The 24,435-nt window shown below is 44.7% G+C and carries 16 protein-coding genes; 12 read left to right on the top strand and 4 right to left on the bottom strand.

Features of this window, described 5'->3' with window-relative positions; genetic code table 11:
- Window positions 1-22: 22 nt before the first annotated feature.
- Both leuB and leuA read right to left on the bottom strand, forming a co-directional pair.
- A complete protein-coding gene (leuB, locus tag AB6E51_RS11330; protein ID WP_017061390.1) occupies window positions 23-1,114 on the bottom strand; it encodes a 3-isopropylmalate dehydrogenase in 1,092 nt (363 codons plus the stop codon).
- Between the two features lie 97 nt (window positions 1,115-1,211).
- The gene (gene leuA / locus AB6E51_RS11325) at window positions 1,212-2,759 is read right to left on the bottom strand and encodes a 2-isopropylmalate synthase (protein WP_017066940.1); all 1,548 of its coding nucleotides are present in this window, start codon (window positions 2,757-2,759) and stop codon (window positions 1,212-1,214) included.
- A 568-nt stretch (window positions 2,760-3,327) separates the two neighbouring features.
- Between leuA and AB6E51_RS11320 the strand changes: the two genes are divergently transcribed.
- From AB6E51_RS11320 to AB6E51_RS11275, 10 genes are all read left to right on the top strand, one after another.
- Window positions 3,328-3,987, top strand: a complete 660-nt coding sequence (locus AB6E51_RS11320) for a TetR/AcrR family transcriptional regulator (RefSeq protein ID WP_372058124.1) — start codon at window positions 3,328-3,330, stop codon at window positions 3,985-3,987.
- Window positions 3,987-5,324: an efflux RND transporter periplasmic adaptor subunit gene (locus tag AB6E51_RS11315; RefSeq protein WP_017062932.1), complete on the top strand. Its 1,338-nt coding sequence runs from the start codon at window positions 3,987-3,989 to the stop codon at window positions 5,322-5,324. Before AB6E51_RS11320 ends, AB6E51_RS11315 begins: the two co-directional genes overlap by 1 nt.
- Window positions 5,321-8,428, top strand: coding sequence for an efflux RND transporter permease subunit (locus AB6E51_RS11310; RefSeq protein WP_372058125.1), 3,108 nt, complete (start codon window positions 5,321-5,323; stop codon window positions 8,426-8,428). Before AB6E51_RS11315 ends, AB6E51_RS11310 begins: the two co-directional genes overlap by 4 nt.
- A 293-nt stretch (window positions 8,429-8,721) precedes the next feature.
- The gene (locus AB6E51_RS11305; protein ID WP_017062930.1) at window positions 8,722-9,246 is read left to right on the top strand and encodes a phosphatase PAP2 family protein; all 525 of its coding nucleotides are present in this window, start codon (window positions 8,722-8,724) and stop codon (window positions 9,244-9,246) included.
- Between the two features lie 54 nt (window positions 9,247-9,300).
- Window positions 9,301-10,356 (top strand): MJ1255/VC2487 family glycosyltransferase, encoded by a 1,056-nt coding sequence (locus AB6E51_RS11300; RefSeq protein ID WP_372058126.1) that lies wholly within the window; start codon window positions 9,301-9,303, stop codon window positions 10,354-10,356.
- A 346-nt stretch (window positions 10,357-10,702) separates the two neighbouring features.
- Window positions 10,703-11,662: a transcriptional regulator LeuO gene (gene leuO / locus AB6E51_RS11295; protein ID WP_372058127.1), complete on the top strand. Its 960-nt coding sequence runs from the start codon at window positions 10,703-10,705 to the stop codon at window positions 11,660-11,662.
- A 201-nt stretch (window positions 11,663-11,863) separates the two neighbouring features.
- Complete coding sequence (locus AB6E51_RS11290) at window positions 11,864-13,672, top strand: long-chain fatty acid--CoA ligase (protein WP_017066937.1); 1,809 nt, start codon at window positions 11,864-11,866, stop codon at window positions 13,670-13,672.
- 460 nt (window positions 13,673-14,132) lie between these two features.
- Window positions 14,133-15,890, top strand: a complete 1,758-nt coding sequence (locus AB6E51_RS11285) for an acetolactate synthase 3 large subunit (RefSeq protein ID WP_017062926.1) — start codon at window positions 14,133-14,135, stop codon at window positions 15,888-15,890.
- A 1-nt stretch (window position 15,891) separates the two neighbouring features.
- A complete protein-coding gene (gene ilvN, locus AB6E51_RS11280) occupies window positions 15,892-16,386 on the top strand; it encodes an acetolactate synthase small subunit (RefSeq protein WP_008219984.1) in 495 nt (164 codons plus the stop codon).
- A gap of 113 nt (window positions 16,387-16,499) precedes the next feature.
- On the top strand, window positions 16,500-18,383 hold the full coding sequence (locus tag AB6E51_RS11275) for a diguanylate cyclase (RefSeq protein WP_372058128.1): 1,884 nt from the start codon (window positions 16,500-16,502) through the stop codon (window positions 18,381-18,383).
- A gap of 576 nt (window positions 18,384-18,959) precedes the next feature.
- Here AB6E51_RS11275 and AB6E51_RS11270 read toward each other — a convergent pair.
- Window positions 18,960-19,631, bottom strand: a complete 672-nt coding sequence (locus tag AB6E51_RS11270) for a GntR family transcriptional regulator (protein WP_080582236.1) — start codon at window positions 19,629-19,631, stop codon at window positions 18,960-18,962.
- A gap of 176 nt (window positions 19,632-19,807) precedes the next feature.
- Window positions 19,808-21,220, bottom strand: a complete 1,413-nt coding sequence (pykF, locus tag AB6E51_RS11265; protein WP_017061403.1) for a pyruvate kinase PykF — start codon at window positions 21,218-21,220, stop codon at window positions 19,808-19,810.
- Between the two features lie 429 nt (window positions 21,221-21,649).
- On the opposite strand from pykF, the gene AB6E51_RS11260 reads away from it, so the two are divergent.
- Together AB6E51_RS11260 and glmS are read left to right on the top strand one after the other, a co-directional pair.
- Window positions 21,650-22,420 (top strand): DeoR/GlpR family DNA-binding transcription regulator, encoded by a 771-nt coding sequence (locus AB6E51_RS11260; RefSeq protein WP_017061404.1) that lies wholly within the window; start codon window positions 21,650-21,652, stop codon window positions 22,418-22,420.
- Between the two features lie 107 nt (window positions 22,421-22,527).
- Window positions 22,528-24,360 carry a glutamine--fructose-6-phosphate transaminase (isomerizing) gene (gene glmS / locus AB6E51_RS11255; RefSeq protein WP_017061405.1) on the top strand — a complete coding sequence of 611 codons (1,833 nt, stop codon included), beginning with the start codon at window positions 22,528-22,530 and terminating at the stop codon, window positions 24,358-24,360.
- The last annotated feature ends 75 nt before the right edge of the window (window positions 24,361-24,435 follow it).

The following is a 24,435-nucleotide window of genomic DNA, read 5'->3' as shown; positions in this document are numbered from 1 at the left end:
GCTTCTAATCGGAGCCTTTAGCTTATGAAGCTAAGATGTACTCAGCGATCTTGTCACCCATTTCAGAGGTAGTCAGCGCTTGGTTTTTGCCAGCAAGGTCTGCCGTTAGCTCGCCTGCAGAAAGTGCTTTAGAAACCGCTGCTTCGATGTCTTGTGCTGCCGCTTCTTCGCCTAGGCTGTAACGAAGCATTAGGGCTGCAGAAAGGATTTGCGCGACTGGGTTTGCGATGTTCTTACCTGCGATATCTGGTGCGCTGCCACCTGCTGGTTCGTATAGGCCGAAGTTGCTTTCATTTAAACTTGCAGAAGGAAGCATACCCATAGAGCCAGTGATCATTGCGCACTCATCAGAGATGATGTCACCAAAGATGTTTGAACATAGCATTACGTCAAACTGAGATGGGTCTTTGATTAGCTGCATGGTCGCGTTGTCGATGTACATGTGGTTTAGCGTGACATCTGGGTAATCTTTTGCGATTTCTTCAACCACTTCACGCCATAAGATAGAGCTCTGCAGAACGTTTGCTTTATCGATTGAGTAAACGTTTTTGTTACGTAGACGTGCAGATTCAAACGCAATCTTGGCAATACGTTCGATCTCGTAACGGTGGTAAACCTCGGTATCAAAAGCTTTCTCAGTTGCGCCTTCGCCTTCACGACCTTTAGGTTGGCCGAAGTAGATGCCGCCTGTTAGCTCACGAACTACCACGATGTCGAAGCCGTTACCTGAAATGTCAGCACGCAAAGGCGAGAAAGACTCTAGACCTTTGTGGATTTGTGCAGGACGTAGGTTACAGAACAGTTGGAAGTGTTTACGGAGAGGAAGTAGGGCACCACGCTCTGGTTGATCGTTTGGTGGAAGGTGTTCCCACTTAGGGCCGCCAACCGAGCCAAATAGTACTGCGTCAGATTCTTCACAGCCTGTTACTGTCGCTTCTGGAAGTGGACAGCCGTGGTTATCAATTGCGATACCACCAACATCATACTCTTCACGAGAAAAGCTAATCGCATGCTTCTTTTCAATCGCGTCTAGCACTTTGTGTGCTTGCTGCATTACTTCTGGGCCAATGCCATCACCAGGTAGTACGGCAATCTTGTATGATTTATCAGTCATGTTAATCCTTTAATTCTTGTTACTGAGCTCTTTCGCTCGTTTTAAATTTTGTCCCTAAAGCCAATAACATCGGCTCTAGGGCTCTGTTATTGGGTGTTTAAACTGTTGCGATTCTTTGCTGTTTCATTTCAGCAATGGTGTCTGCGCGTTGAATGCTATTAATAACGTGCAGTAGCGCCTGACCAGAGGCCTCAACGATATCCGTTGAAACGCCCGTACCGTGGTACTTACGGCCTTTATAGTTAGCAATAATATCAGCTTGGCCTAAGCCATCTTCGCCTTCACCTTTCGCGGTAAGGTCGAATTTATCCAATGCAATTTCGTAACCCGTTAAGCGGTAGATACATTGGTATAAAGCATCAACAGGTCCGTTACCGACAGCCGCTTCGCATTTCTCTTCATCACCACATTGCAGCTTGATGCTAGTGGTAGACATAACACTACCAGATTGTACGCTTAGGTAGTTAAGTTTATAGAAGTCATCTTCGTCACGTAGATTTGCGAAGTGCATTAGTGCTTCTAGGTCGTAATCGAATACTTGGCCTTTACGGTCAGCCAGTTTCAAAAAGTCTTCGTACAATGAATCTAGGTTGTACTCATTGTCTTTGTAGCCCATTGCGTCCATGTGGCTCTTAACGGCTGCACGACCACTGCGGCTTGTTAGGTTCAATGCTTTGTTTTTCAAGCCAATAGACTCAGGTGTCATGATCTCGTAAGTGTTCTTGTTCTTTAGCATGCCATCTTGGTGGATACCTGAAGAGTGACTGAATGCGTTAGCACCAACGATTGCTTTGTTGTCTTGAATCGGCATGTGGCAAAGCTGGCTCACCAATTTACTGGTACGGTGGATCTCTTGGTGATCTAGGCCGGTATGAACACCTAATAACTCTTGACGAGTCTTGATGATCATTGCGATCTCTTCTAAAGAACAGTTACCCGCGCGTTCACCAATGCCGTTAATGGTACCTTCAACTTGGCGAGCACCTGCTTGTACCGCTGCGATTGAGTTAGCAACCGACATGCCTAAGTCATCGTGACAGTGAACAGAGATGATTGCTTGGTCGATGTTTGGAACGCGATCAAATAGCGTTTTGATAATGCCACCAAACTCGTTAGGTACTGTGTATCCCACTGTGTCTGGAATGTTGATGGTTTTCGCGCCCGCGTTGATTGCCGCTTCAACCATACGACATAGGTTGTCGATAGGTGTACGACCGGCATCTTCACAAGAGAACTCAACATCGTCTGTGTAGTTGCGCGCATGCTTTACCGCTTTTACTGCCATATCGACAACATCGTCGTAGCTACGGCGTAATTTATCTTGCACGTGAACCGTTGATGTAGATATGAAGGTGTGAATACGGAACTGCTCAGCGACTTTTAACGCTTCTGCAGCGGCATCGATATCCTTCGCTACAGCACGAGAAAGTGCACAGATTCGGCTGTCTTTAATATTTTTTGCGATGGTTTGTACTGACTCAAAGTCGCCTGGTGATGACACCGGAAAGCCCGCTTCAATAACATCTACACCCAGTCGTTCAAGTGCATAAGCGATCTGTAATTTCTCTTTTACCGTTAAGCTTGCAGCCAACGCTTGCTCGCCATCACGTAAGGTCGTGTCAAAAATTATCACTTGATCGTTCATGGGTGCTTCCTTATATCGATAATGAATCGATTGCTATCCAAATTATTATTAAGAATGATGTTCTTTTAAAAGTGCCAGTTACAAAAAAACCCGCTCAGCGCGGGTTTTAATATTTGTGTAGTTCTTGACCCACAACTTACCCGCGCGATTGGTTCACGATAAGGAGAAGTTTCAGCAGTCGAGAAGAAGAAAAAATCATTACACAAATATCCGTAAATAAACTGTTAACACCATATTTACCGCAATTTATTCTGAGCGTCAAACAAGAAAATCCAATATCAGCGTGCTTTGGCGGTGTTTTTTTTTGGTTTGTGCTGCTTGCGTGTTGTTTGCTGGTGTTATCAGCTGATTGAGTGTTTTGTACTGGGCGGTTAGTTTATCGTTTGGCTGATGTGTAGGTTAAAACTTTGTAGTAAATCTTTTTGATGGAACGATTCACCAATAAAATTAAAAGGGCGGCTAAATTAATTAATCATTTGATTAAATAGTGAGTAATTAATCTTCTACAACCATGTCGATTTATCCCTATAATTAATCGTGTGATTAATTATAGGGATAGGTCTCAGTGATGGCAGCGCGTAAAGCAGGGCGACCTCAACAGAATCTAGATGTACGGCAGTTACTCATTGAGCACGCTCGAGATCTGTTCGTGGTTCAACCGTACGACAAGGTATCGACTCGCTTAGTTGCTGAGCGAGCGGGTGTGAATATTGCGATGATTCGCTATTACTTTGGCAGTAAAGCCGGATTGTTTGAGGCGATGCTGCGTGAAACATTACGCCCTATGCAATTACAAATGCAGAGACTCGTTGATGAAAGCAGTCATGAGAACTTTCTTGATTTAATGCGGACTTACTACAAAGAGATGGTCAAAGTGCCGAAGTTTCCTCGCTTGATAGCCCAAGTGATGAATATGCCTCCCTCTGAAGTGCAAAGAGAGTTGCTCGAAAAGGTTTTCCTCGATGTTGCAAAGCCAGCCCAAGATGTCATTTTTGAAAAGTTGGTTGAACAAGGCATCTTAAAACAGAACATGGATCCAAAATTGTGCCGTATTTCGTATGTAAGCTTGATGGTGTTTCCTTTCATCGCTCCGCCGCCTTTATTGGCAATTCATGGGATTGATATTAATGAAGAATTTCTTAATCGTTTAATCGAACACAACATTCAATTGATGACTGAAGGCTTTATTAACGCACCGAGCCCTTCTTCCGTGCAGGACCAAAGATAATGAAAATAAATAAAAAACTACTCTTCTTTCCAGCACTTGCGGTTGGTGTTATTGGCCTTGTCGCCGCGATTAACTTGAAGCCGGATCTTCCAACCAAACCTGCGGGTGATAGAGCCCGCTTAGTTGATACAGTAAGCCTAGAGCAACAACTGATAGCGCCGTTAGCGGTTGGCTTTGGCAAAGTAGTGCCTAAAGTTGAATGGAAAGCGATTGCTGAGGTGACAGGACAGATCGTGTATCGACATCCAGATCTTGAAAAAGGCCAGGTGATCCCTGCAGGAACGGTCGTGCTCAAGGTTGATCCATTGGATTACGAATTGAAACTGATACAAGCAGAGGCGGATCTAAAATCAAGCCAAACCTCATTAGCGAAATTGAATCAAGAAGAAGACAACCTTAATAAGACTCTTAAGATCGAAAAGAATCGTTTGGTGATCAGCAATAAAGAGCTACAACGTAAACAGGATCTGCGTAAGAAAGGGCTCACCTCTCAATCGGATGTCGACCTGCAACAACAAAGCGCATTGTCTCAGCAGAAGTTGGTATTAGATATCGCGAACCAAATCGCGTTGATGCCAGATGAAAAGCGTGTTGCGGAAGCGGTGATTAAGGTCAACGTGTCTAAGGTAAAAGAGGCGCAGCGCTCTCTCGATAAGACCACGATCACTTTGCCAAGAGCGATGCGAATTGCTCAGGTTGATATCGAACAAAATCAAGTAGTTAACCTTCAGCAGGAGATGTTTATTGCTCACGGGATTAATGTCATGGAAGTGGAGGCGCAACTTTCTATTCACGATATGCAAACTTTAGCCTCCAGCTTTAACCAGTTCCCTCGTGATGCTGCAGGAATCCCTAATCCTTATGAAGCGCCAATCAAAGCAAGCATTCAACTTAACAGTGGCAACCTTAACCTCAGTTGGCCTGCGAAGGTGGCAAGAATCAGTGAAACGGTTGATGAAAACCAAGCGACGGCGGGGATTATTCTCGAGATCGCTCAAGATTACTCGCAATTGCAACCAGACAGCGCAACGCCTTTGGTTAACGGTATGTTTGTCAAAGCCGAGATTGAGGGTGTCGCGAATCTAAGTTGGGTGGTTCCAGAGCGAGCACTGCATGGTGATAAGGTTTACCTGATGGATGACAACCAGCGTTTGCAAGTGGTCAATGTTGAAGTGCTTTATCGCAGAGACAATCAAGTGGTTGTGAGTGGAGAGCTACAAACTGGAGATAAACTGGTTCTCAATGATGTCCTGCCAGCAATAGAAGGCATGTTACTGAGAGAGTCCAACTCTGAAGAGGCTGAGCTTGAATCAGATACTCAGGAGAGTGCGTCATGATCAAGTTTTTCTCTCGGCACCCAACAGCAGCAAACTTGTTGATGCTTGGGTTGTTGATCTTGGGTATAAGCTCACTATCAACCATCAAACGTGAAACCTTCCCCGCTTACGATCCGCCTTACATTATGGCTGCGATTGTTTATCCCGGCGCCTCTCCAAAAGAAGTGGAAGAGAGCTTGTGTGTGCGAATGGAAGATGCAGTAGACGGCTTAGCCAACATTGAAGAAACTCAGTGTGAAGCCATCGAAGGCAGCGCTCGTTTAATTCTAAAGTTAAATGAAAAAGCGGACATCGGCCGAATGCTGGTGGATGTCCAAACCCAGATCAACTCGATCAATGATTTCCCAACTGAGATTGAATCGCCTGTTGTTCAAGAGCTAGATTGGAATGAACCGGTTGTCGATATCGCTATAACAGCCGAAACGTCGTGGCCAGAACTTAAGGCCTACGCGGAAGATCTTAAGCGCACCATGAAGCTTGATTACGATGTCTCTTTGGTCGAGGTTAGCGGCTTCTCGGATCATCAATATCGAGTGGAACTGGATACCCAAGCTATTCGTCAGTTGGGTTTGAGTGTCGGTGATATCGCGGATCAAATTGGTCGACAGAATGTAAAACTACCGAGTGGTAACGTTGAAACACCAGACAAAAACTTTCTGATTCGTTTCGACGAGAGACGAGTTACGCCTGTTGAGCTGGAAAGCATCGTGGTTGGATCTGCGCCTAATGGCTCGGTGATTCGTTTGAGAGACATAGCCAAAATAACCGACCGCTTTGAGCTTGATGAGCAAAAGGTGCTATTTGATGGCAAGCCTTCAGCGCTGCTTAAGATCAGTAAGAACAAAGAAGACGATGCGCTGCGAATCAAAGAGAACGTAACACGATTCGTTGAAGATCAAAGCGCGATTGCTCCTGATGGCGTGACACTACAAATGACCAACGATCTCTCATCTGTGCTTTGGGATCGTTTAACCATGATGGCGCGTAATGGCTGGCAAGGTATTGTGCTGGTGTTCGCCACCATGTGGTTGTTCTTCAGCTTACGTTATTCGTTTTGGGTAGCGGCGGGGTTGCCGGTAGCCTTCCTTGGTGGTTTGTTTTTAATGGCCAATCTTGGTTTATCGATTAACATTATGTCGCTGGTCGGCTTATTAATGGCAATCGGTATTATGATGGATGACGCCATCGTGATTGCCGAATCGATAGCGTCCCATTTAGATCGGGGGCAAAACGTTGATGATGCGGTGTACAACGGCGTTAAGAAAGTGTTTCCCGGAGTGTTGTCTTCTTTCTTAACCACGGTGTGTATTTTCGGTAGCTTACTGTTCCTAGATGGCGAGATGGGCGCGGTGCTTAAGGCCGTTCCTCAAGTATTGATTTTGGTGCTGTCGTTGAGCTTAATCGAAGCCTTCCTAATTCTGCCTAATCACCTGTCTCACTCGCTGCATAAAGAAAAAAACGATAAGCCAGCGCTGCGCTTCAAAGTGGTGTTGCTTGAGAAGTTTGAGAACTTCCGTAATACCACTTTGATGAACATGGTTGAGAAAGTCGTGACCTTCCGCTACGCCTTTATGGGCGGAGTGATTACGCTGTTGTTGCTTTCAGTCGCCTTGATTGCTGGTGGTGTTGTTAAGTTTCAACCTTTCCCAGAGCTGGATGGTGATATTGCCGAGGCGCGTATTATTCTTCCGCCGGGCGCATCACTGTCTCAAACCGAGAAAGTGGTCGACAAAATTGTCGCGTCTGCTGAGCGTTTGAACAAGCAATGGAGCGAAGAGGTTGAAGAAGGCAACACCTTGGTTGAGCACATTACTAGCCAATTTAATGCCAACGCAGATGCCAACGAATCTGGTCCGCACTTAGCTACCGTGCGCTTAGACTTACGCGGAGCTGAGAGCCGTAACACGGTTATTGATGACTTTATTGATGCATGGCGAGAAGACATCGGTGACTTGGCTGATCCTATCTCGTTAGTTTTCAAGCAACCGACCATGGGACCGGGCGGCCGTGCGATTGAGATTCGTGCTAAGCATGATGACCTGAGCGCATTGAAATCGGCTTCTTTGGATATTCAGGAATACCTTAATCAGTTTGATGGCGTGCACGGCGTGCTTGATGATATGCGCATGGGTAAAGAAGAGATTTTGGTTAAGCTGCGCCCTGGAGCCGAAACCTACAATGTGAATGGGCAGATGATTGCGTCTCAGTTACGAGCGGCTTTCTTTGGGCAAACGGCGGATGAGATTCAAATCGGCGTTGAAAATATCTCGATTGAAGTGCGTCTTGATAAGGAACAAGCGGGCGACATACAGCAGCTAGCTAACTTCCCAATCATTACCGCAGATGGCAGTCAGATCCCGCTAGCAACGTTGGCGACATTAGATTTCCAGCGTAACTACGTGCGAATTCAGCGTATTGATGGGCTGAGAACCATCAGTATTTTTGGTGATATTGATAATAAGAAAGCGAGTTCATCCGCGATTTTGGCTCAGTTCCAAAAAGATGAAGCCGCCAAACTTATTCAGAAGTACCCGGGTTTACGCTTTGATTTCGAAGGGGAGGCCAAGGATGCAGCCAAGACTGGCGCTTCGATGGGCAAAGGATTCTTGCTCGGCTTATTCGGCGTGTTTGCGATTCTTAGCTATCAGTTCAGAAGCTATTTAGAGCCTGTGGTCGTGATGTTAGCGATTCCACTCGCTTTTATTGGGGTGGTCGTTGGTCACTGGATACTTGGCCATTCTTTGAGTATGCCAAGCATGATGGGCTTTGTGTCGCTTGCCGGAATTGTGGTTAATGATTCCATCTTGTTGGTGCAGTACATTCGTCACCATGTCGATGAGGGAGATAGCGTGCATGACTCGGTGGTGAAAGCCAGTCGCGAGCGTTTCCGAGCGGTATTCTTGACCTCAATGACGACTGCGGCAGGTTTGCTACCGCTGTTGACGGAAACCAGCTTACAGGCTCAGGTTATCCAGCCATTGGTTATTTCGATCGTATTCGGCATATTTGCCTCGACCTTACTGGTGCTGTTTATGACCCCTGCTGCTTACGCGATATTGGCGGATTTCGGTTTGGTTAAAAAGCACGAGCCACTAGCGCTATAGCCTTTAGCGTTTAATTATTTGCGAGCTCTATTATCATTAGCGAACGCTATAACCATTAACACGATAGAAGTAGCGTTTGCTTGCTTATATAAAGAAGTAAAAACATAGAAGAATAAAGCGGCCTTGGGTCGCTTTATTTTTATCGGTCGCTTCTATCGCCATCCTGACTTGATCCATTGACCAGCCTATCAAGCATGGGAAATTTCATTTTAGTTCATTCAAAATGTCACTTAACTGTCATTTGTTGAGCATAACTTGAGCCTTAACTGAATAAGGATTGTTAAGGAGATTGTATGCGTACTATCGAACCTATTGTCCGCTGGGATGTGGCATTTTCTGTTTTCTGTTTAAACAACCGCTATGGCGGGCAACATGCAACGCTCAGTAAAGCGGTGTCTCATACTGGAGATGGACACCTTTATGTTTTGATTGCCTTGATTGCACTGCTGGTCGATAGCAACACCGGTCGAGACTTTCTTTTGGTGGGCTTAACCGCCTTCGCAATCGAACTGCCTATTTACTGGTTTGCTAAAAATACCCTCAAGCGCCGTCGACCAGCTGAATTCTCTTCACTACTTCACTCTCATATTGTGCCATCCGATAAATACAGTCTGCCTTCAGGGCATTCCGCTGCTGCTTTTGTTATGGCGACCCTAATCGGGCATTTCTATCCGAGCTTGTACCTCTTTAGCTTGGTGTGGGCAACTGCGATTGCAGGCTCTCGAATCCTGCTCGGTGTGCACTTTTTAACGGACGTACTGATTGGCGCAGCCTTGGGCATCGCTTGTACCAGCCTAGCTATCAGCTTCATCCTGTAATTATTTTGTTGGCAACCACTGCCGAGCTTAAGTGGTAAATTTAAAGGAACATGCATGAAAATTTTATATGGCGTACAAGGCACAGGAAATGGGCACATCGCTCGAGCGAGAGCAATGGCCGTCGCTTTTCGTCAACAAAATATTGATGTCGATTTTCTGTTCTCTGGGCGAGATGAGAGCAAATACTTTTCGATGGAAGCGTTTGGCAACTATCAGACCCGCAGCGGCTTAACTTTTTACAGCGAGCAGGGGCAGGTTAAATACGGCAAAACATTCATGAAGAACAACATCTGGCGATTTCTCCGTGAGATTAACCAGATCGATCTTACGCCTTATGACTTAGTGATTAATGATTTTGAGCCTGTCACTGCATGGGCGGCTAAGAGACAAGGTGTGCCATGCATTGGGATAAGCCACCAGAATGCGTTTCGTTATGATGTACCCAAAGAAGGGGGCAACTGGATTGAACATTCAGTGATTCAACATTTCGCCCCAACCGAGCACTCTATTGGCTTGCACTGGTATCACTTTGAACAGCCGATTTTGCCGCCTATCGTTCACACGCTGGTTGGTGAGCAACAAACCAAAACAGCACAAGACTTTACGTTGGTCTATTTGCCATTTGAGGATCTTGAGTCGATCTCAGAGCTGCTGATGAAGTTCATTTCGCAAAACTTTGTCTGTTACCACCCGGATGTGATTGAGCATAGCCGAGTCGAAAATATTGAGTTCAAACCACTGAGTCATGCTGGCTTCCAATTCGACCTCAATCAGTGCTCTGGTGTGGTCGCAAATGGCGGCTTTGAATTGCCATCGGAAGCCTTAACCTTAGGGAAGAAATTGCTTCTCAAACCACTCGAAGGGCAGTTCGAACAACAGAGCAATGTGGCGACGCTAGAGGCCCTTGGGTTAGCTCAAACCATGACCTTTTTAGATGCGGCTATCTTGCGCGCTTGGCTCAGTGTAAAACAGGCCGAAGTGGTCACCTATCCAGACGTGGCAAGTGCACTCGTTGAGTGGGTATTAGCAGGGAATTGGTCTAATCAAGATGATTTAAGAAAGCAACTTTGGGACAAGGTCGACTTTCCAAGTTATGCATCGCTCACCTAACTCATAAGTGCTATTTCTGAATTGACCAGTTGAACAATTCACGAGTTCAATAAATTGTAACAAATGTAACCAAACGATAGAACAGCTAAATAAGTCGAAATTAAACTCATAAGTGACGCATTTTATGTTTTTTTATAACTCTATAAATAATTGATTTTTAGATGTTATTTAATAATTAAGGTAAAATAAAATTATTCTTTATCAATCTTGTTGGTAGCTCGAGATGCATTGGTTAATAGTAATGTCAATCCGAAAAACATCGGTCTGATAAATATAAGAATTAGTGGTTATCTATTCTCATACCATTACCAATTTAACGCTGTCGAACCGACAAGAGGCAACTTGAATGTTAGATAAGAAAGACGCAATGAGTGCTATTGCAAGCTACAGAATGGAAAGCACACTTCGTGGAGTCGACTTAAATCTTTTGACTGTATTTGATGCAGTTATGCAAGAGCAAAACATTACACGTGCAGCTCACAATCTGGGTATGTCTCAGCCTGCTGTAAGTAACGCTGTTGCTCGTCTAAAAGTGATGTTCAACGACGAACTATTCATGCGTCAAGGTCGTGGTATTCAACCGACTCAACGTGCACGTCAGTTGTTTGGTCCTATCCGCCAAGCGCTACAGTTAGTACGCAACGAACTACCAAGTTCTGTGTTCTCTCCAGAGTCGTCTTCTCGCCTGTTCAAACTTGCGATTTGCAGCCCTTGTGACATGCGTTTTGCACCTAAGATTATGTCGACAATTAACGAGCAAGCACCAAGCGTTAAACTGCACATGGACGCTGAGTTCGATCGTCAGCTTTCTGAGCGTATGCGCTACCAAGAAATCGACTTCGTGATCGATTACGCTCGCTTTGATGAGCAAGGTTTCTCAAGCACTGAAATCTTCCAAGATGAGTTGGTTGTTGTCGCTTCTGCTTCTCACCCACGCATTAACGGTGAAGTAACAGCGGCAGAGCTGCTTAACGAAAAGCACGCGAAATTGTCTCGTATCCACGGTCAACGTAGCTTCTCTGAGCAAGCTTACCGTGACCTAGATTGCACGCCTTTCTACGAAGGTACGAGCTTGAGCAACGTTCTTTACGTTGTAGGCCAGTCTGAACTAGTAACAATTGCTCCTCGTTGGATGGTAGAACATGCAGCAAACAAAGAGCAGCTTCAGATTCTAGATTTCCCATTCGATAATTCGGCGATTTCTGGCTTCCTAAGCTGGCACGAATCAAGTGAAAAGGATAAAGGACACATTTGGTTACGAGATCAGTTAATGATGATCTGTGGCGAAGTAGTGGCGCTTAACTAAGCACTAAACTCTATGATTTATAAGCCCTAAGCTGGGAGTCTGGCTTGGGGCTTTTTTGTACCTGCTATTTTTGTTGATAGAAAACTTAGCGTGATACGTACTATTACTTATAACTTTGAGCTTCATCAGTTGCCTTTTCCATGATCAGAGGTACACTTGTGCGCTCAAAAAAGCTTACAGGTGTAAGCCAAAGGTAAAGAGATGGCCAATTTAGATTTTCATATCGTAAAAAGACTTCGTGACCAAATTGCCCAAGGCGGCAACCGTACAGCTTTGAAGCACAAAGTAGATAATGTATGGCAAGGTATTAGCTGGCAGCAGTTTGGACAACAAATCGATACGCTTTCATTAGCACTGTTGGCTCAAGGACTGAGAGTTCAGGATAAGATCGGTATCTATTCGAACAATATGCCTCAATGGACCGTGGCAGATTTTGCATCGTTACAAGCACGCCTTGTGACTGTGCCGATTTATCCAACGAATACAGCAGCACAGTCTTCTTACATCATCCAAAATGCAGATGTGAAGATCTTATTCGTTGGTGAGCAAGTTCAATTCGATGCGGCGGTTAGCCTGTTTGAAGAGTGCGAGCAGCTAGAAGTTGTTGTGGCTATGTCTGATGACATCGACCTGCAAGGACACAGCTTTGCCGTATCTTGGAATGACTTCATGGCGCGTGGCGTTGAAGCACAACAAGCTGAACTTGACGTGCGTCTTGCTGATGCAAGCATGGACGACCTGCTGACTCTTATCTATACCTCTGGTACCACAGGTCAGCCAAAAGGCGTAATGCTTGATTACACCAACATTGGCTACCAGTTAGAAGGCCACGATGAGCGCCTTAGCCTGAGCAAAGACGATGTCTCATTGTGTTTCCTACCGTTATCACACGTATTTGAGCGTGCTTGGACGTTCTACGTTCTTTATAAAGGCGCAACCAACTGCTACCTGCAAGATACGATGCAAGTGCGTGATGCGCTAAGTGATGTGAAACCTACTGTAATGTGTGCGGTTCCACGCTTCTACGAGAAGATCTTCTCTGCGATTCACGAGAAGGTATCTAAAGCACCATTTATTCGTAAAGTGCTATTTACTTGGGCGGTGAACATGGGAGCAAAGCTTTCAGTTTGTCACCAAGAAGGTCGTACTCCATCGTTGATGCTGAAGAAGAGCCATGCGCTAGCTGATAAGCTTGTGCTATCTAAACTGCGCGCTCTACTCGGCGGTAACATCAACTTCATGCCTTGTGGTGGAGCTAAGTTAGATGAAACCATCGGTCGCTTCTTCCATGCTATCGGTATCAACGTAAAACTTGGCTACGGCATGACAGAAACCACAGCAACGGTGTCTTGCTGGGATGACCGCTGCTTTAACCCTGATTCTATCGGTATGTCGATGCCGGGCGCAGAAGTTAAGATTGGTGCTAAGGACGAGATTCTTGTTCGCGGTCCAATGGTGATGCGCGGTTACTACAAGATGCCAGAAGAGACCGCAAAGACATTCGATGAGCACGGTTTCTTGAAAACCGGTGATGCGGGTCATTTTGATGAAAATGGTAACCTGTTCATTACTGATCGTATCAAAGAGCTGATGAAAACCTCTGGTGGTAAGTATATTGCCCCGCAAGTGGTTGAAGGCGCGATTGGTAAAGATCACTTTATCGAACAGATTGCTGTTATCGCTGATACACGCAAATTCGTTTCTGCGCTGATTGTTCCTTGTTATGACTCGCTAGAAGAGTATGCAAAAGAACTGAACATCAAGTATCACGATCGCGTTGAGCTGGTTAAGCATCACCAAATCGTCGAGATGCTAGAAAAGCGTGTGAATGACCTACAGCAAGAACTGGCTAAGTTTGAGCAAGTAAAGAAATTCAAACTGCTACCAAAAGCATTCTCTATGGATGATGGTGAACTGACACCAACTCAAAAATTGCGTCGTAAAGTTATCAACGATAAGTATCAAGACGAAATCGAAGAAATGTACAACGAAAAGCCTAAAGATAAGTAGTTTTCTGCTTAGATAAATTTTCAGTTGTTTAAAAATCCCCCTACGAATGTGATTGCATTTTTAGGGGGATTTTTTGTATCTAATGACACAGCACAATGTGCGAAAGCGCACACCAGCAAGCTCGCGGTTTATCGATAAATAGCGATCTATTAAAATATTAAGTGCTTTTTTTTGTTTTCTAACTAGTGTTTAAACCTGGCGTGGGGGGCTGAGTTGGGTTTTATTTAATGCTTTGAGCTAATAGTTGGTTTTTTGGCACAGTTGCCGAATAACAGGTGTTAGACCAGATGATAATAAAGCGTTAAAGTTGTTTCGTATTACTGTTTGTTGTTATCACGACAGACAGCCATAGCCGAAAAAGTGGAAGTATTTCGAATTAGGCTACGAATAAGCCCTAGACTATGAAAAACCAGCCCAACATGTTCACCAAATATGATTGGAAACTGGTGAGGAGAGCAATATGACAACAAAACCTGAAACAGCCATGTCATCCGGCGCTGAAATGTTATCCGGCGCTGAGATGGTGGTGCAGTCTCTAATTGAAGAGGGTGTAGAACAAATCTTTGGTTACCCAGGTGGTTCTGTACTTGATATCTACGATGCGTTGCATGCTAAAACTGCTGAAATTAAACACGTATTAGTGCGACACGAACAAGCCGCTACCCACATGGCAGATGGCTATACTCGTTCTACCGGTAAACCGGGTGTAGTACTTGTGTGTTCTGGTCCAGGTGCGACCAATACCGTTACTGGTATTGCAACCGCCTACATGGACTCAATCCCAATGATTGTTATTTCTGGTAACGTACCAAATAACCTCATTGGTAATGACGCCTTCCAAGAGTGTGACATCGTGGGTGTATCACGCCCGATCGTTAAACACAGCTTCTTAGTTAAGAAAGCGGAAGATATCCCTGAAGTCGTTAAAAAAGCATTCTATATTTCAACGACAGGGCGTCCCGGTCCTGTGGTTATTGATCTGCCGAAAGATATCTTAAACCCACAAATCAAGCTTCCTTATGAATACCCAGAAACGCTCAAAATGCGTTCGTATAACCCAACGGTTACGGGTCATAAAGGTCAGATCAAAAAGGCGCTAAAAGCCCTTCTTGAAGCGAAGAAGCCGGTACTTTATGTCGGTGGTGGTGCGGTTATTTCTGAGGCAGATAAGCCGCTGTTAAAATTAGCAGAGGCACTGAATTTACCTGTGGTAAGCACCCTAATGGGGCTTGGCGCTTTCCCTGGCACCCATAAGAACTCTTTGGGTATGTTAGGCATGCATGGTTTATATGAAGCCAATATGGCGATGCACAATGCGGATTTGATCTTTGGTATTGGCGTACGTTTCGATGATCGAACGACTAATAACCTAGATAAGTACTGCCCTGATGCGAAGATCATGCACATTGATATCGACCCATCTTCGATCTCTAAGAACGTAAAAGTGGATCTACCGATTGTAGGTTCTGCTGAAAAGGTTCTAGAGAGCATGGTGAACTTGCTCGTTGAGCAAGGCGGCACTAACGATGCAGAAGCGATTGAAAGCTGGTGGAGTGAAATCAAGCAGTGGCAAGAGCGTGACTGCCTAGCTTACGAGAAATCGTCTGAGCGCATCAAACCACAGCAAGTAATTGAAACACTGCATAAAGTAACCAATGGCGATGCCTATGTTGCTTCTGACGTAGGTCAACACCAAATGTTTGCTGCTTTATACTACCCGTTTAACAAGCCACGTCGTTGGATTAACTCTGGTGGTCTAGGCACGATGGGCTTTGGCCTGCCTGCTGGTATGGGCGTTAAGTTTGCTAAGCCAGATGAAGAGGTGGTTGTGGTAACCGGTGACGGCAGTATTCAAATGAATATCCAAGAGCTGTCGACTGCGCTGCAATACAATATCCCGGTTAAGATTATTAACCTTAACAACCGTTTCCTAGGCATGGTAAAACAGTGGCAAGACATTGTTTATCAAGGCCGTTACTCTAACTCATATATGGACTCTGTTCCTGATTTTGCTGCTATCGCTGAGGCTTATGGCCACGTTGGTATGCGCATTTCATCTCCGGATGAATTGGAATCAGGTTTGGAAAAAGCACTGGCGATGAAAGACCGTTTGGTATTTGTCGATATTAGTGTGGATGACACCGAGCACGTATACCCAATGCAGATCAAAGGCGAGGGTATGGATAACATGTGGCTAAGCAAAACGGAGAGAACATAATATGAGACACATTATTTCACTACTAATGGAAAACCAACCTGGTGCGCTTTCTCGTGTGGTTGGCTTGTTTTCTCAGCGTGGCTACAACATCGAGTCTTTGAACGTATCTCCAACCGATGATCCGACGCTGTCTCGTTTGAACGTCACTACTAACTCGAGCGAAATGCAGCTTGAGCAGATTCAGAAACAACTGCATAAGCTAATCGACGTACTTAAAGTACAAGAAGTGTCTGAACTTGAACACATTGAACGTGAGCTGTTGATGGTAAAAGTACGTGCGAGCGGCTTTGCTCGTGCGGAAGTGAAGCGCACAGCGGATATCTTCCGTGGTCAGATCGTTGATGTTACGGCTTCTCAATATACGGTTCAAATGGCGGGTACTAGCGAGAAACTGGATGCCTTCATTCAGGCGCTGTCTGAAGTGACGGAAGTGCTTGAAGTAGCTCGAAGTGGTGTTGTTGGCATCGCACGAGGCGAACGTGCGTTGAAAGCCTAGACGATAAGTCTTTAAAAAATAACTTTAAAGCCGCTTTTTTAAGCGGCTTTTATTTTGTTAATTTTTTAGAGTGCTATAATCCCGCGCTGCACTTCCATTCATCTGAGTTAGCAATGCGAAATAAAAAATCAATAATTACATTGCTGATTATCTCTATCATATTGTCTTCTGCAGTATGTCTGTATTATTTGCAGCGCTACAAAGAAGTAAAACAGCAGAGCTTTGACTACTCAGCTAAGCAAGCCGTTCATCAGTTAGTGTATGCCAAGCGAGATTATGATCTTCTCAAGACTCAGTTAGTCTCGGTCATGGAGCTACTCAGTCATAGCCAGAGCTTGGTTAACTTTGCTTCCTCTCCCTCAGACCAAACCAAACATCTACTTGAAGAGGTCTGGCAATCTGTTCTCGTGAACCAGAAGTGGTATACACAAATCCATCTGTTAGATGTCACTGGCAAAGAATTGGTGCGTGTTAACTATTCCTCTGATACCGGTAGAGTGACGTTTCCTCAACAGCTGCAAGATAGGTCGGATTCTAACTACTTCCAATACGCTCAAAAACTAGAAGCCGAACAGATTGGCGGTTGGGGTATTGAGCTTGAAACTGAGCATGGTGAAGTCACCTTCCCTTATTCGCCGGTAATCCGTGTCTTTACCCCAGTAGAAACCCCTGACGAAAGAGTAGGCTACCTCGTCATCAATCTTGATGTATGGGGCTTATCGTCGCGTCTGAGCTTTTCACCAGATAACGATCTTAGAGCAGAAGTTCTCAATGACGCGGGTTACTTCATCGCGAGTAACAACAGCGGTAAGTTGTTCGGAGACTCTATTCCTGAAAGAAAAGGCTATAACCTGAAAAATATCGCGCCGAAGACGTGGGATGCGATCTCCAATGATCAGGTGGGATACGTTTTTGAAGATGGTAATTTGTTTGCCTTTAACACGGTTATGCTCGCGAACAGTCAAAAGGTCCATTTACTGATTCAACTTAATCAAAAGCAACTGATGGATCGGGCTGAGCGTGATCTAGATGATTTGGCCCATGAAGAGATCATTGTTCTGATTACGGTGCTGATATTCGCTTTCCCGTTTGCTTACCTGGTGACGCACTGCCGACGCCGAAGCCTAGAGAGTAAATTGGCACGAGCCGCATTGAATGGTATGTCGGCAGTGATGATCTCTGACAAGCAGCACCGCACAATGATGATCAACAACGAATTTGAGAACATGACTGGGTACTGCAAAAAACAGGTGATCGGTCAAAATGCATTGCAGTTGCTGCTTGAGAATACCGACCAAGTGCTCTCAAGCTCGGCTATTTGGAGTCATTTAGAGCAAGAAGAAGTATGGGAAGGGGAGGTTCAGTGTAAGAACAAGCTGCGTATTCCTTTTACTGCGATCATGCGAGTGCATGCGGTCAAAAACAATTCAGGCAAAGTCAGTTACTACATCACCTCGTTGGTTGATATTTCCGTAAGGAAGGAGCTTGAGGTACGTTTGAGGATTTTAAGTGAACGTGACTCTTTGAGTAATCTCTGGAACCGACGAAAATTCGAAGAGCAGCTGGCCTACTATTCTCGCTTAGTTGAGCGTTACCCGATCGAAGCGACCACCTGCTTAGCCTTGGTGGACATCGATAACTTCAAGCGAATCAACGACGAACTTGGTCATGACGAAGGCGACCGAGTGATAGCAAGTGTCGCCAAGCTTCTGCAAGACAGTCTTCGTGGGACGGATTTTGTTGCACGTGTCGGAGGGGAAGAGTTTGCACTCTTGATGCCACACACCTCACTGCCAGAAGCAAAGCGCGTATTGGATCGCTTACGAATCGAGATTGAGCTAGCGGCCGGAACTAAGGTAACGGTGAGTGTTGGCTTTACTGATTTAACAAGTAACAGTACTCGCTCATACAAGTGTGCCGATGTTGCGCTTTACGAATCTAAATCGTCTGGTCGTAATACGGTCTCTATGTGTCCTAGCTACGATGATGTCGCTTAGGTTCGCTTCTATCTAGTCCTGTCTTCTATTTGCTTCACCTCTTCAAGTCGCGCCCCGACTCCTTTCCCTCTTTTTATTAGGAATCTCACTTTTGAGCGACCTGTGTCACAAAATCTATACAGTTAGACTAAAGTCTAATGTTGGTGGAAATTTGAGCTAAAATTAACAGTAAGTAAACTACTTTGCTTCAGATTACATCGTGTTAAACGATGTAATAAATAGAGTGTTTACCAGATGTAAAAGGATGACACCGTTAACTTAATTCAGCTGGTTAGCTTGCCTTATCAATAACTTGAAAGGCAGCAGTAGAATTAGGTTAGCTGGAGCAATAGTTTGGGGATCATACAGTCTGGTTAAAAGAGGCGTGGTATGTTTGTCGATTTTTTAGTGAGGTTAACCATAGGCACATTAGCCATTCTTGGCTTTCAACTTAGTGCATTGTATTTTTTACCTATGGTTGTGCTGCTCAATACTCATCACAAAGAGTTTTTTGGGTGGTAGTTCAGTCGTGGTACTGGAAACAAAAAAACGGAGCCGCTGGGCTCCGTTTTTATTTGGTTAGAAGCTACTTTAGCGTTATGCCGCTTCGATAACTTCTTCAATTCGTTTCATTGAACCTAGCAGGTGTTGATCAAGCAGTTCAGTCGCTTGTTCTACATTCTTAGACAGTACTAGTTTCATGATCATTTCGTGTTCATCAATATTGAACAGATCATCTGATGCGCTTTCTGCAGACATAGCGAGGAAGCGGTAACGTTTCACTTGGTTAATTAGGTCATCAAAGAACTTAAACATGTTCTCTGAATCTGCACCTTCAAGCAGTGCGACATGGAATTGCTGGTGGCGCTCTTCCCATTCTACACAGTCAAACTCTTCAGATACGTACTGTACTCGCGATAGTTTATGGTAAGACGTTAGTACATCCAGTTCCCAGCTCTCATCACCTGCTGCAATCGCTTTTTTAAGCAGAACCGATGATACAACACGAAGGCTTTCGTATAGGTCATTCAGTTCTTTCTTTGATACAGGAGATACCCAGCAGCCTTTTTGTGGCTCTAGCTTTACGTATTTGCTCCAAGATAACTGTACCAAGGCTTCGCGAATAGGGGATGCGCCAACGTTGTAGCGTGCTTTTAGATCAGCAACAACAAGCTTTTGGCCTGGGGTTAACTCACCATTAAGAATATCTTGGCGAATCATCTTTGATACTTTGTCAGTGAGCGTAGGACTAGACATTACAAACCTCATCTATATATGATTTCTAGTCTGCTAATCCGTCTCTTAGAAAGAGTCAGTTGGAGGTTAACAGTACGTAGTTCTATTGTGATTGATAATACAGCGTACTGAAAAGTTAGGCAAGATTTTGTTTCATAAAAAAAGAGGGCCGAAGCCCTCTTTTATATTTTATGCGAATCGGTTCATTCTTATAGAACGTGAACAGATGCCGTGTTTGTAGTACCAGAAGCTACTAGAGCACCAGAAACCATAACTACGATGTCGCCTTTGTTACCTAGGCCAGATTGTAGAGCGATTTCTTTACCGTTGATGTAGAACGCGTCTGTGTTCTCGATAGAGTCAACAAGAACTGGCTTAACACCTTTAGTAAGAACTAGCTGTGCAGCTGTCTTTTCGTTAGTTGTTAGAGCTAGGATGTTTGCAGTTGGGAAGTACTTACGTACTGAACGTGCAGATTTACCGCCTTCAGTTGCAACAACGATTAGAGGAGCAGCTAGCTTCTCTGCTGTGTCTACGGCGCCTTTACATACTGCTTCAGTGATGCGTAGACGTGGGCTGTCTAGACGAGAACCTAGCTCAGCTTTAAGAGCTGAATCAGTACGGTTCGCGATTTGAGCCATGATAGTAACAGCTTCAACTGGGTACTTACCTTTAGCAGTTTCACCAGAAAGCATTACTGCATCAGTACCATCCATGATTGCGTTCGCAACGTCACCCGCTTCAGCACGAGTTGGACGTGGGTTGCTGATCATAGAGTCAAGCATTTGAGTTGCAGTGATAACCATCTTACGTGCACGGTTACACTTCTCGATCATCATCTTCTGAGCGAAGATTACTTCTTCAGCTGGGATTTCAACACCTAGGTCACCACGAGCAACCATGATGCCGTCAGAAGCTTCAAGGATTGAATCGAAGTTATCTACACCTTCTTGGTTTTCAATCTTAGAAATGATGTGGATGTTCTCGCCGCCGTTAGCGTTTAGAAGCTCACGGATTTCTTTAACGTCTTCTTCTTTACGGATGAAAGAAGCAGCAACGAAATCTACGCCTTGCTCACAACCAAACTTAAGGTCAGCTTTGTCTTTCTCAGAAAGAGCAGGAAGTTGAACAGAAACGCCAGGAAGGTTAACACCTTTGTTTTCGCCTAGAGCACCGTTGTTAAGAACTTTACACTTAACTTCAGTTTCTGTTGTTGCGATAACTTCCATTTCGATTAGGCCGTCATCAACAAGGATAGTGTTACCTGCTGTTAGGTCTTTAGCGAAACCTAGGTAAGTTACTGCTACTACGTCTTTGTTACCAACAACTGTTGCGTCAGTTGTGAAAGTGAACTCTTGACCAGCTACTAGATCTACGTCGTTACCATCTTCAAGTTTGATAGTACGGATTTCTGGACCTTTAGTATCTAGAAGGATAGCAAGTTGCTCACCTTTGTTTTCCATTACTTTACGGAAGTTCGCGATACGAGTGCCGTGCTCTGCGAAATCACCGTGAGAGAAGTTAAGACGCATAACGTTCATGCCAGCATCTACTAGTTCAGTTAGCTTCTCTACAGATTCAGTTTTAGGGCCAATCGTACATACGATTTTGGTCTTTTTCATGGAAGGTACTCTCCGGTAAGTATTGTTACAATTTGAAATTTATTTAAGTTCTGAAGATTGGTCCGCTACATCAACATTTTGTGCCTGTTGTGTAAAAGCGCGGGACTTCCAATATGTCCTTCAGAGTTGTAAGTCTTTCATCAATTTTAGTCATTTTATGACTAAAAGATTTTGATTCAATATCGGTTTTCTGTGACTTACCCCACTATATAGGGGGTAAGTTGCAAAAAAATAACAGTCAGTTTTGTAATTTTTTTTCTTTTCGGGTGCGGATTCTACCACCTAATGAGTTCAATATCACTGCTTAACAATTGTCTTAGGACAAGGTTTTATCGCTATTTATTAATTTTTTGGATCAAAATAAATGGACTAAATAGTTTCGTTGTAACTATAATATGTTTCATATCGAAACTTAATGGCCTTTTTTAAATGTCGAAACGAAACACCCAGCTCAGAAGACATGCAATTTCTAACCTAGTGAATGAAAAAGGGGAGGTTAGTGTTGATGAATTATCCGCTAAGTTCGAAACCTCAGAAGTCACTATTAGAAAGGACTTGGCGTCTTTAGAGAAAAACGGTCAGCTTTTACGCCGTTATGGTGGTGCGATTTCGTTACCGAAAGAGGTTGTCAACGAAGAACTGGGTCAACAAGTTTCGACTCGAAAGATTTCATTGGCAAAAGCCGCTGCAGATTTAATTCGCGACCATAACCGCATCGTGATCGATAGTGGCAGTACGACCGGTGCTCTAATTCAGCAGCTTAATGCTAAGCGTGGCTTGGTTGTTATGACCAACTCATTGCACGTTGCTAATGCGCTTAATGAGCTTGAAAGCGAGCCGACGTTATTAATGACTGGCGGCACTTGGGATACCCATTCGGACTCTTTCCAAGGCAAAGTTGCAGAGTCGGTACTTCGTGCTTACGATTTTGACCAACTATTTATTGGGGCTGATGGTATCGACCTCGATAGAGGCACAACCACGTTTAACGAACTGGTTGGCCTGAGCAAAGTAATGGCTGAAGTGTCACGAGAAGTGATCGTGATGGTTGAGTCGGAAAAGGTGGGACGAAAGATCCCGAACTTAGAGCTGGCATGGGAACACATTGACATCTTAATTACCGATACAGACTTAGGCGAAGAATCCAAAGCAAGTATCGAATCACATGATGTTCGAGTGATCCTGACCGATCCAGCGTAAAAACAAATTTAAGTATTATGCATTTACCTTCCTATAATTGATCTTAATGAAGATTTGGCCTTTGCTTGCTGCCAATAGGAATAAAACAAAATTGATGGAGTGAAACTATGTGTGGAATTGTTGGTGCAGTAGCACAGCGTGATGTAGCTGAAATTTTAGTAGAAGGCCTTCGTCGTCTAGAATACCGTGGCTACGATTCAGCTGGTGTCGCTGTAGTCGATACTGAATCTAACCTAACTCGTGTACGCCGTCTAGGTAAAGTACAAGAGCTAGCTGACGCAGTAGAAGAGCAACAAGTGATTGGTGGTACAGGTATCGCTCATACACGTTGGGCGACACACGGTGAGCCGTCTGAAGCGAACGCACACCCACACATGTCTGGTGATATTGCCGTTGTACACAATGGCATTATCGAAAACCACGAAGCACTGCGCGCTATGCTGCAAGAGCGTGGTTACGTATTTACTTCACAAACGGATACAGAAGTTATTGCTCACTTAGTTGAGTGGGAACTTCGCACTTCAGCTTCTTTGGTTGAAGCGCTACAGAAAACAGCAAAACAATTAGACGGTGCGTACGGCACGGTTGCGGTTGATCGTAAAGATCCTAGCCGTATCGTTGTAGCTCGTTCTGGTAGCCCGATCGTTATCGGTTTTGGTGTCGGCGAGAACTTCCTTGCTTCTGATCAACTGGCGCTACTGAGCGTAACTCGTCGCTTCATGTACCTAGAAGAAGGTGATGTTGCTGAGGTAACTCGTCGTGATGTTACGGTATTTGATGTAGCGGGTGAGCGTGTTGAGCGTGAAATCGTTGAGTCAAACGCTGAACACGACGCAGGTGACAAAGGTCAATACCGCCACTTCATGCAGAAAGAGATCTTCGAGCAGCCAACAGCGCTGATCAATACAATGGAAGGCCGTATCTCTGACACTTCGGTTATCACTAACGCGATCGGCGTTAAAGCTGAAGAGATCCTAAGCAAGGTTGAACACGTGCAGATCATCGCATGTGGTACGTCTTACAACTCAGGCATGGCAGCGCGTTACTGGTTTGAATCTCTAGCTGGCGTAAGCTGTGACGTAGAGATTGCTTCTGAATTCCGTTACCGTGATTTCGTTGTTCGTCCAAACAGCCTATTGGTGACTCTGTCTCAATCTGGTGAAACGGCGGATACGCTTGCTGCACTTCGTCTTGCAAAAGAGAAGGGTTATATGTCTGCAATGACTATCTGTAACGTTGCGGGTTCTTCACTGGTTCGTGAATCTGATTTTGCCTTCATGACTCGCGCAGGAACAGAGATCGGTGTTGCTTCTACTAAAGCTTTCACAACTCAACTAGCAGCGATGCTGATGATGGTAACGTCAATTGGTCGTCTACAAGGTCGTATCAATGAAGAAAAAGAAGCGGAAATCGTTCAAGCACTTCACCAACTGCCTGCTGATATCGAGAAAGCATTAGCGTTCGATAAAGAAATTGAAGCACTGGCACCTGATTTTGCTGATAAGCATCACACACTGTTCTTGGGTCGTGGTGAGTTCTACCCAATCGCGATGGAAGCGTCTCTTAAACTGAAAGAGATCTCTTACATCCACGCAGAAGCATACGCAGCTGGTGAGCTTAAGCACGGTCCTTTGGCTCTTATCGATGCAGATATGCCTGTAGTCGTTATTGCACCAAGCAACGACTTGCTAGAGAAGCTGAAATCGAACGTTGAAGAAGTGCGTGCTCGTGGCGGTCTACTTTACGTATTCGCTGATGAAGATGCGGGCTTTGAAAGCGATGAGAACATGAAGATCATCAAGATGCCTCACGTAAGTGAAGTAACAGCGCCTATCTACTACACAGTACCGATGCAGCTGCTGTCTTACCATGTCGCACTAATAAAAGGTACCGACGTTGACCAACCTCGTAACCTAGCGAAAGCGGTAACAGTTGAGTAATCGACAGCTTACCTAAGATATAGATGTCGGAAGACAATAAAGTTTGATCAGTTACAATAAAGTCTGATCATACAT

It is taken from the genome of Vibrio sp. 10N.247.311.47, from assembly GCF_041467535.1.
In the GTDB taxonomy this organism is placed as follows: domain Bacteria; phylum Pseudomonadota; class Gammaproteobacteria; order Enterobacterales; family Vibrionaceae; genus Vibrio; species Vibrio crassostreae_C.
This window is presented reverse-complemented; position numbering and strand designations above follow the sequence as displayed.